General features: G+C 34.0%; 9 protein-coding genes, 1 tRNA gene and 1 pseudogene. 4 read left to right on the top strand and 7 right to left on the bottom strand.

Annotated elements, in window-relative coordinates:
* Window positions 1-270 precede the first annotated feature (270 nt).
* Window positions 271-1905, top strand: coding sequence for a putative polysaccharide biosynthesis protein (locus tag FD26_RS10085; RefSeq protein WP_057868299.1), 1635 nt, complete (start codon window positions 271-273; stop codon window positions 1903-1905).
* Between the two features lie 157 nt (window positions 1906-2062).
* Here the strand turns inward: FD26_RS10085 and FD26_RS10080 are convergent, their stop codons facing one another.
* Window positions 2063-2911, bottom strand: coding sequence for an NAD(P)H-hydrate dehydratase (locus FD26_RS10080; protein WP_057868298.1), 849 nt, complete (start codon window positions 2909-2911; stop codon window positions 2063-2065).
* A 67-nt stretch (window positions 2912-2978) separates the two neighbouring features.
* On the opposite strand from FD26_RS10080, the gene FD26_RS10075 reads away from it, so the two are divergent.
* A tRNA-Leu gene (locus FD26_RS10075) sits at window positions 2979-3063 on the top strand.
* 79 nt (window positions 3064-3142) lie between these two features.
* Here FD26_RS10075 and FD26_RS10070 read toward each other — a convergent pair.
* Together FD26_RS10070 and FD26_RS10065 are read right to left on the bottom strand one after the other, a co-directional pair.
* The gene (locus FD26_RS10070) at window positions 3143-4513 is read right to left on the bottom strand and encodes an NAD(P)/FAD-dependent oxidoreductase (protein ID WP_057868297.1); all 1371 of its coding nucleotides are present in this window, start codon (window positions 4511-4513) and stop codon (window positions 3143-3145) included.
* 139 nt (window positions 4514-4652) lie between these two features.
* Entirely contained in the window at window positions 4653-5039 is a 387-nt protein-coding gene (locus FD26_RS10065) for a hypothetical protein (RefSeq protein WP_057868296.1), read from the bottom strand.
* Window positions 5040-5201: 162 nt separating this feature from the next.
* On the opposite strand from FD26_RS10065, the gene mscL reads away from it, so the two are divergent.
* Window positions 5202-5597, top strand: coding sequence for a large-conductance mechanosensitive channel protein MscL (gene mscL, locus FD26_RS10060; RefSeq protein ID WP_057868295.1), 396 nt, complete (start codon window positions 5202-5204; stop codon window positions 5595-5597).
* Between the two features lie 706 nt (window positions 5598-6303).
* Here the strand turns inward: mscL and FD26_RS10055 are convergent.
* The 4 genes from FD26_RS10055 to FD26_RS10040 all read right to left on the bottom strand — a co-directional run bounded on the left by FD26_RS10055 (window position 6304) and on the right by FD26_RS10040 (window position 9045).
* A complete protein-coding gene (locus FD26_RS10055) occupies window positions 6304-6747 on the bottom strand; it encodes an ASCH domain-containing protein (protein ID WP_057868294.1) in 444 nt (147 codons plus the stop codon).
* Between the two features lie 96 nt (window positions 6748-6843).
* Complete coding sequence (locus tag FD26_RS10050) at window positions 6844-7056, bottom strand: hypothetical protein (protein WP_057868293.1); 213 nt, start codon at window positions 7054-7056, stop codon at window positions 6844-6846.
* Window positions 7053-8369 carry a sensor histidine kinase gene (locus FD26_RS10045; protein ID WP_057868292.1) on the bottom strand — a complete coding sequence of 439 codons (1317 nt, stop codon included), beginning with the start codon at window positions 8367-8369 and terminating at the stop codon, window positions 7053-7055. Before FD26_RS10045 ends, FD26_RS10050 begins: the two co-directional genes overlap by 4 nt.
* Window positions 8353-9045, bottom strand: a complete 693-nt coding sequence (locus FD26_RS10040; RefSeq protein ID WP_057868291.1) for a response regulator transcription factor — start codon at window positions 9043-9045, stop codon at window positions 8353-8355. Before FD26_RS10040 ends, FD26_RS10045 begins: the two co-directional genes overlap by 17 nt.
* A 222-nt stretch (window positions 9046-9267) precedes the next feature.
* Here FD26_RS10040 and FD26_RS10035 point away from each other — a divergent pair.
* Window positions 9268-9762 (top strand): annotated as a pseudogene (locus FD26_RS10035) (glycosyltransferase family 39 protein); the annotation flags it as partial.
* Window positions 9763-9789 lie beyond the last annotated feature (27 nt).

The raw sequence follows: 9789 nt of genomic DNA, 5'->3' as shown, positions 1-9789 counted from the left end.
ATTCGGATTAAATTTGCAATCTACCTTATAACTAAAAGTTTGTTTTTTTATATTCAACAATGATTATTTTATCATAAAAAAGTATTTTTTTTGCTTTACAATTTCTCAGTTATGTAAAAAAGTCGTATCTTTTGAAAATTAATTTGATTTTTAAGCAATTTAAGTGTAATTTAAAATTTTTAGGATGAGAATTTTGCTATAATTAAATGGATAGTTTTTAAGGTGGTGCAGGTTTTGGGCGTAAATAAAAGCCGTGACGATGAGGGAGTAATGCCAGTAATTGATCCTGAGTCTTCACAAGATACCATGCTGAAAGGTTCAGCGTGGATGACTGCTGGTAGTATCTTTTCACGTATTCTAGGAGCAATATATATTATTCCTTGGATGGCGTGGATGGGATCATATTATCCAGCAGCTAATGCCTTGTATGCTAAGGGTTATAATATTTATAGTTTGTTTTTGATTATTTCAACGGCAGGAATACCGGGGGCAATCTCTAAACAGATTTCACATTATAATGCATTGGATCAGTATGCAACAGGTAATAAATTATTCAAACATGGTTTGAAGATAATGACCTTTATGGGAGTCCTCTTTGCTGCCATAATGTATTTTGGAGCTCCTGTTTTAGCTACGATTTTTACTGATGGTGATCCGAGAAGTATCCCCGTTATCAAATCGTTGGCGATTGCGGTATTAATTATTCCAATCTTGAGTATTTTGCGAGGATATTTGCAGGGTTATTCTGATATGGCACCTTCAGCAATCTCACAATTTATTGAACAGATAGCTCGTGTCATTTATATGTTGTTAGCTACTTATATGATTATGATTGTGAATAAGGGCAGCTATATCAATGCCGTTGTTCAATCAACTTTTGCAGCATTCATTGGTGCAGGAGTAGCCATTATAATTCTGATAATGGCTCTATTGAAGAAGCTACCTACTTTAAGAAGATTGTCGCGTAACGGTAAACCAGTGGCGAATGTTAATGAAAATAACTTTACTAGAGAAATTTTCCAACAGGCTGTACCGTTTATTATTTTAGATGCGGGAATAACTTTCTTTAATTTATTTGATCAGTCGACTTTTAATCAATTTATGAGATTGTTCGTTAATGCGACTGGGGCCCAATTGGATAATTACTATTCACTCTTTGGTTTTCAAGCTAATAAATTAATTATGATTATTGTTTCTTTATCAACAGCTATGGCTGTTACTGCAGTACCAATTTTGTCAGGCTTGTATTCAAAAGGGAACAAAAAGAAAATTGAAAATCAAATTTCTAATACTTTGGAATTATTCTTCTTCATCATGATTCCAGCATCGTTAGGAATGTATGCTGTAGCGCAACCATTATGGACGACATTTTATCGTTATGACGCATTAGGCGTTTTGATGTTGCAATTTTCATCTGTTATCTCAATCTTATTGGGATTGTTTACCGTTTTGTCAGCAGTATTGCAAGCGTTATACCGAAACAAGTTAGCAATCAAATATTTTGTTTATGGTTTTATTGTAAAAGTTGTTGCTCAATTGCCAATGATTTGGTTATTCCATGAATTTGGACCTTTAGTAGCAACAAGTATCGGAATGGCTGTGGTTTGTTGGCTGATGATTCGTGAATTGCATGCTATTTATCCATTTAATACTGGCCGTATTTCTCGCCGAATCAGTGGAATTATTTTATTCTCATTGATTATGTTTGTTTCAGTCATGTTCGTAGACTGGATTGTTTTCCACTTTGTGGGTAACTCAGATCGAATTATAAGTGTAGTGGTATTAGTTCTTGAAGCAGGACTAGGTGGAGTCATTTATGGATACTTAGTTTTGAAAACTTCATTAGCGGATAAAATTCTTGGTTCTCGTGTAGAAAGGATTAGAAGAATTTTTAATATTAGATAGGATTAATTGAAGTATATCCTGTTGTTACTGAAACTATTTTAATTTGTACTTTTCAATTCAAATATATATAAATGCCTAATGACTTTTAATATCTAGTCATTAGGCATTTTTAAGTTAAATAGAAAGGATAGGAGTCTGAAGTGGCAATGTAGTCTTTTTAAGACTCATGATCTTGGGAACTATATTTAGCCATATATTTTGGCAATTTTTCAATGATATTTGAAGGCAAGATGACATAATGCTTTTGATTAAGTCGATCGCCAATAGTGCTGTGAATTAATAGAGCGGCTTGAATAGTAGCTAATGAGTAACCAAACTGACCAATAAAACCAGCCATAATACCCGTTAAAGTATCACCCATGCCACCTGTAGCCATGCCAGCATTACCAGCTTCTATTTGAAAAGTTAAATCTTGATAGTATATTTCAGAGTGATGTTTTTTAAGAACTAAAACAGCATCGGGATTCAAAGCCTGAATACTATTAAAGTTATTAGTCTCAGTTTGTTCCGGAATTTCTAATTGTGAAAGACGTTGCCATTCTCCTTGATGGGGTGTGAGAATAATATGAGCCGTAGTTTGAAGGGGAATTTTTTCTTCGGCAATGATTGTTAGGGCCGAGGCATCAAGAATAACAGTTTGATCAGTTTTAGTATTATTCAAAACTGCCTTAACTAAGCCCTTAGCAATTGATGATGTTCCTAGGCCAGGTCCAATAGCAATGACAGTATTATCAAGAATTGCTGTTAAGAGTTCTTTTTTATTATGATAATCAAGTGTCATAGCCTCTGGGATTTTGGTATTGATTGCAGTGAACTTTTCGGGAGTAGTAGCAACCGTGACTAGTCCAGCACCACTGTGGACGGTAGCACTGCTAGCTAAAATAGCTGCACCACCAAAGTGGTTAGAGCCAGCAATTATGAGGACCTTTCCATAGTTTCCTTTATAAGATTCAGGATTTCTAGGAATTATTACTTGATTTAAAATACTTTTGTCAATTTTTTCCATTACAAGCCCCTCCATTTGTAGTATCATTTTCATTGTAATCTAATTCCAGAAATATTTGTATTGATTTGCCGTTGTGGCGGAATTGGCAGACGCGCAGCGTTCAGGTCGCTGTTCGAGTTTCTCGAGTATGGGTTCGAATCCCACCAACGGCACTAAATAAATTCATAAAAAAGAGTTCTAAATACTGTTAATTTCAGCATTTAGAACTCTTTTTCTTTTTTTTATAATAGATTAAAAATCAGCTTCACCCAAAGCATGTTGAGCAGCAACGTTTAGGATACTCCATTGTCTGTCAAATCCTGGTTGGAAGAAGAAGTCGGCGTCAGCTAGATCTTCTACGGTCAATTTATGTTGAATGGCCAAAGCTAAAACATTAGCTTGAGCAGTTATGTCATAAGTTGACAGAATAGCGCCACCTAACAAAATATGTGAATTAGGATTAAAGAAAAGTTGAACGCAAACTTTAGGATTGTCTTTTCCTTCAGGGACATAGTCTGGTCTCAAGTTTCCAGAATAGAATGATGATTTAAGGGCAACTTTTGAGCGATCAGCAGTGAAGCTATTTAGACCACTTTCGGCAAAGTGATAGTCAAAGACGCTTAAAGCAGATGAACCAACAACACCCTTGAAGGGAAGTGCGGGAATCTTTTCAAAGAGGTGCTTTACGACATATCTGGCTTCACGGCGAGCAACAGTTGCTAAAGCAATTGGAACTTTGTTATCAGCGGGTATAGAGTAAGCCAAAGTAGCATCGCCAATAGCATAGACGTCTGGAAGATTAGTTTGTAAGTATTCATTAGTTTTAATCCAGCCACGATCATCTAAAGCAACTGTTCCCTTAAGCCAATCAGTGTTTGGCTTAACGCCAGCAGCTTGGATAACCAAATCGCTAGGATATTCATTTGTTTCGGTTTTAACGGCGTCAACTTTATTGATGCCAACGTATTCTTTAATATGAGCGCCAGTAACTACCTTGACACCCTTGTCTTCTAAATGAGTTACCAAAATATCAGTCATTTCAGCATCTAGGTATGTTCCTAAGGGACGGTCGATGACATCAAGAATTGTTACGTTCTTGCCAGCTTTTTTGCTTGCTTCAGCAGCTTCAATTCCAATATAGCCAGCTCCAATGATAGTCACGTTCTTAACACTTGGATCTTCAAGTTTGTTTTTAATAGCGGTTGCCCAATCGAAGCCGCGCATTAAAAAGACGTTTTCTAAATCATTGCCAGGGACAGGTAAGGACTTAGGAGTAACTCCGGAACTAAGAATTAATTTGTCATATTGGTATTCTTGGCTATTGTTGTTTGTATCGACAACGGTAATAGTTTTCTTATCAGCATTGATTTTAGTTACTTGATGATTATTTAAAATTTCAACATTTTCGTTTTTATCAAAATCACTAGGTTTAAAATTACGGACGTCATTGACATCAGTGACGCTGTTTTCCAAGAATAATTCCATTCCACAGGACATGAATGAAACAAAATCTCCAGCTTCAAATAATTTGATATCGACGTCATCGTAACGTTTTAGCAATTCCAAAATTGATTGATGACCACCATGTGATGCACCAACGATTACTACTTTAGTCTTTGACATAAAATAACCTCCGCTTTTATCGAGAAACTTAATACGATTAAAGACTATCTCTAACTAAAAGAGGTGTCAATGAATAAACTTAGTCCATATTAGTAAATAATTTAGTTGTAGCTAATAATAGCCTTAGAAGAAGCTAATACTAAAATATTAATTCGGCCAAGGCCTGAGTAAGGGCTTTAGTGGACATAATATGGCCACTATTCTTAAAGCTATTTTTGATTTGTTGCTGAATATCTTGTTCTTGAAGTTTTTTAAGATATTGACATCCCAAAATAGTTAAGCCGTTTAATTTTATTAAAGTTACATATTTTAATGGACTGATAATACCAGATACTAAGCCGTCATTAATTAAACTTATTAAGGTATTTTCCATATTTTGAATTAAAAATTGATTGGGTTCATCACTAGCAATATAGTCTTTAATAATCTGATAGTGCTGACAATCATCTAGTAATTCTTGGAAGTCTTTTGGATTCTGTTCAGAAATGGTTTCTAAAGTTATTTTGTACATATCAAAGTCATTCATTTTTTCACAGCCTTTCAACTTGAATTATAGAGTAAATGTGATTGTTTGGATAGAAATGAAGAAATGGCTAATTGTATATATTAATATGATAAAAAATTTGCAAAAAGTACTGGTAAAAAGCCATAATTAAAGTAGTTAATAATTTTTTAGGAGATTGTTATTATGATAAAAGAGTTTAAAGATTTTATTAGTCGTGGCAATGTCATGGACCTAGCTGTTGGTGTCATTATGGGGGCTGCTTTTACAGCCATCGTACAATCGTTGGTTAGTAACTTGATTAATCCATTGATTGGTTTATTTCTTGGTAAAATTGATTTGAGTAACTTGGTATTTAAAGTTGGGGATGCTACTTTTAAATATGGAACGTTTATTGAATCAATCATTAACTTCTTAATTATTGCCTTTGTGGTTTTCTTACTTGTTAAAGTGATGAATAAGATTATTAAAAATCGTGAAGAAGAAACAGAAGAAGAGGAAACAACTAAGGAAGATGAGATGGTAATGTATCTGAAGAAAATTTCTGATTCTTTAGATGAAAAAGATAAAAATCAATTGTAAAAAGATTTTTATTTATAATAAAAAGCAACGTTAGTCCATATTGGGGTTCTTTCTCAAGTTTGGTTATAGCGTGAGTATACTAACTGATGTGATTGAAATATGCCATCGTCCGCAAAAAATCTGGTGGGCCACTGGAACGTGGTGGACACGACTTAGAGCTTCATAATTCTCCACTTCGTGAATAATTATGGATCTCTAAGCTCGGTCTTCTACTAACCTTGCTTCGCAAGCTAAGTAGAATATCACCACTGAGGGCCCACAGATTTTTTACTACCGATTAAGTCTTCGGTTCTATTGAACAAATTTACAATATGTAAAATTTTTTGTCTCTGTATATTAAATAGAAATTTTAAATTAAAAAACTGCCACTATTAGGTATTCCAGACATACAATTATGCTTGGATTTCTTAATAGTGGCAGTTTTTATCTGTTATTTAGAATTAATGAATAAAGTAGGAGTCAGTCCGGAGCAAAAAGTGGGAATGCGTTCAGCTATGAGATCATTGTTAGCGGCTTTGCCGGTTACAATGAGGCCGAGTTTGGAAATCCATTATTTTGCACGAAGTGTAAAATGATTAGTTTCAAATCGGCCCATAGCGTTCCAACAGCATTCCCACTTTTTGTGGAGGACGGGAATTAAAAAATACTCACACTATAACCAAACTTGAGTAAGGACCATATTTGAGATAACGTCATTTTTTGAATGCTAATAAACACGTTTGAAGACTTCACATAAACAAGTAATATCGTAGTCGAATTTTTTACCTGCATCTTGGTATTCTTTCTTAAAAAAATCTTCGTGAACTTTTCGCCAATAAGAAAGTGTTTTAGTGCCTTCGCCTTCGTGATAAGCATGTTCAGCGCTAATTTGATTGAAAGGTACTACTTCAGTGACTAAAGTCTTAGTAATGCAGACTGGCTCTTGTTTGCCATTGAGAATAATATTATAATCTCCAACTTCAGGCATGTATTCGCTTGGTTCGTAAAGATCGTATGATGATGTGGTAGCAGTTTTGATGCCCTCATAGACTAATTGAGCTAGTTTATTGGGATCGCCTCCAAAAATAGTAATGTCGCCTAGAGGATAATCAAGTGCATTTTTGTCACTTAAAAAATCAAACCAATAGTTTTTAATAAGTTGTTTGTCCATGAAAAAGCCTCCATTAATTATATTATCTTCTATTTAAACATTTAGAGACAAAAACGCCTAATGACTAAAGAATTTTAAAGTCATTGGGCGTTTTTTCTACAATGAGTCAACTGCATTCCAAGTCCAGTGACTGACATATTTTCCAGGGGAAGAGCCACCAGTATCGTTGGATCGAAAATTCAACTTAAGATATTTAAGAATATTTTCTGTAAAGTCAGTCTCACTTTGCCATTTGCCGTCATTAGCATTGTCAGTCATACCAATTAGCAGATTATTTGTATCAACAATCTTATTTGCTGAAAAAATCAATGTTTAATAGGAAGTTCAACTACAAATTCACTGCCATGTGGTAAATTGTTTCGGACGTAGATATGACCTTTATGGACAGTTACGATTTGTTTGGCAATGGCTAACCCTAATCCATGACCGCCACTATTGGTGTTACGAGATTTATCTACACGATAGAATCTATCAAAAATCTTATTTTTATCTTTGTCAACTACACCAACGCCAGTATCAGAAATGACAAATTGATATTTAGATCCTTCCATTTGATCATAAATTTTAATGGTGCCATTTTTGGGAGTATATTTAGTAGCATTATCCAAGAGAATAATCAGTAATTGCTTAATTTTATCACGATCCAAGTAGAGTGTAGGACGATGAATTAAATTGATTTGAAAGACTTTAGATTGCGAATTAATAATATCCTTGAATGGTTCAATTGGATCTTTTAAAAAGAAATCAGGCTTAGTCAATTCAAAATTGAGTTTGGTAGTTGCAGAATCAGAACGAGCTAAGACTAATAAATTATTAGTCAAGGAGTTAAGACGATTAACTTCGTCCAAAGAAACCGAAATAGCTTCAGCTTCATCAATGATTTTTTTATTCGGTTTAGTAAGCATGTATTCCAGCTTACCTTGAATAATTGTCAGGGGCGTCCGTAGTTCATGAGCGGCATCGTTAACGAATTCGGTTTGCTGTTTCCAGGATTTAACAATTGGTAACATGTTGATTTTAGCTAGGAAATACGAAATAACTAAAGCAATGATCCAAAAGATGAAGAAAGTAACAATCAAGATTTGCTCAAAGTTTTGAATAGCCTGAATTTGCGTATCAATATTCTGCATGATCAAAACGTAGTTTCCGGCATACATGGGATTATTATTTTTTTTGGAGACTTTTATTAATATGGAACGGAAATTCATATTATTAACAACGATTGTTTGTTTTAAATTAACATTTCTTTTATTTAATTTTATATTCTTCAATACTGAATAACGATTTCCCAGACTACTTTTGTTGGTTAATTTGCCTTTATTGTTGAAGACTAAGATTGAGGCTTGGAAGGGTGCTTTAGGGTCTGGTTTGCTATTAATAAAGTGATTATTGGGATCATGTGGATCTGGATTAGTCTGTTTTTGCATATTAGGTTGTTTTTTAATAGCAACGACTTGATTACGAATATCTTTATCGATGCTCTTATAGGTAGATGATTGAAACAAATTGAAGATAATTAAGCCTAAGGTAATAAAAAGAATGGCAAACGACGCCATGATTGACAAGAATAGTTTGAATTGTTGTCGACGGGTGATTTTACTTTGTTTAGACTTCAGCTTCATCTTGGAAAATATACCCGACATTTCTAATAGTTTTGATCAAATTGTCATTTTGAGAAGGCCGTAATTTTTTGCGTAGATTACTCATATAAACTTCGACAACGGTAATTGAAGTATCTGAATCAAAACCCCAGATACGTTCAAAGATTTGATCTTTCGTCAAAATAGTATTTTTATTTTGTAATAAATAAACCAATAAATCATATTCTTTACCGTTTAAAGCAATTTGTTTCCCGTCGACTTTGATTTCATGATTATTGATATTTACTTCTAGGTTTCTAATTTTTAGAGTTGAATCGTCTGCTAAAGCACCACTGCGTTTTAATAAAGCTTTAACCCGGGCCTGGAGTTCTTCACGATGAAATGGTTTGGTGAGATAGTCGTCGGCTCCTAAATTAAAGCCGTGGATTTTATCGTCAATTTCGGCCTTGGCAGTAAGGATAAGCACAGGCGTATTGATTTTATCTCTTCGAATATTCTTTAAAACATCATAGCCATTCATTTCTGGCAACATGATATCTAAAATGATTAAGTCATAAACGTCTTCACTGGCAACAAACTTACCGCTTAAACCATCATTTTCAATATCAACTTCTGAAAAGTCAGCTAAGAATGTCGCAATATTATTGGCTAGATTTTCGTCATCCTCAACTACTAAGATTCTAATATTATTTGACATTGCAATCTCCTTTTATAAATTCTAAACATAATTATAAAGCATAAATTTTGATTTAAGCTAAATTTAAGCTAGTTTGGCTAATCTTGTCCTTGTTGTTAAGAAAGGAACTTGAACAGATGAAAAATAATTTGCAATTAAAACCGATCTTATTATCGATTCTAATTTATTCAATCATTTGTTTTTTTGTAAATATAGCTATTTAAGGATAGGAGAAGATAAATGATGGAATCAAAAGAACCAAGTCGCATTCAAAAAAATGAAAAACCTAGTTTTTCTCATCGTTTAAGAACTATTAAATACGATTATTGGTTAATTGCCATTTTAATTTTGGCAGCTTTCTTGTATGCCTGGAATATTTGGGAAGCAGGAGAGGCTAATAATTTCTATACTGCCGCTATTGTCAGTATGACAAAAAGTTTTAAGAATTTCTGGTATGCCAGTTTTGATCCAGCTGGATTTATAACTGTCGATAAGCCACCAGTTGCCCTCTGGTTCATGACAATTAGTGCAAAAATCTTTGGCGTTCATGGCTGGAGTGTTGTTTTACCATCAATTCTATTTGGAATTGGATCGGTATATCTGATTTATAATATGGTCTCAAAACGTTTTGGTAGAATTCCTGCTCGAATTTCTGCTTTAATTATGACCTTAACTCCAATTGTGGTTGCTGATTCTAGAACTAATAATATGGATGCAACCCTAGTTTTCTTCCTGTTATGGTAGATTGCAAATTTAATCCGAATT

Source organism: Companilactobacillus crustorum JCM 15951 (assembly GCF_001434585.1).
GTDB lineage: Bacteria > Bacillota > Bacilli > Lactobacillales > Lactobacillaceae > Companilactobacillus > Companilactobacillus crustorum.
Note: the sequence above shows the minus strand (reverse complement) of the source record. Positions and strands in the feature narration are given on the sequence as shown.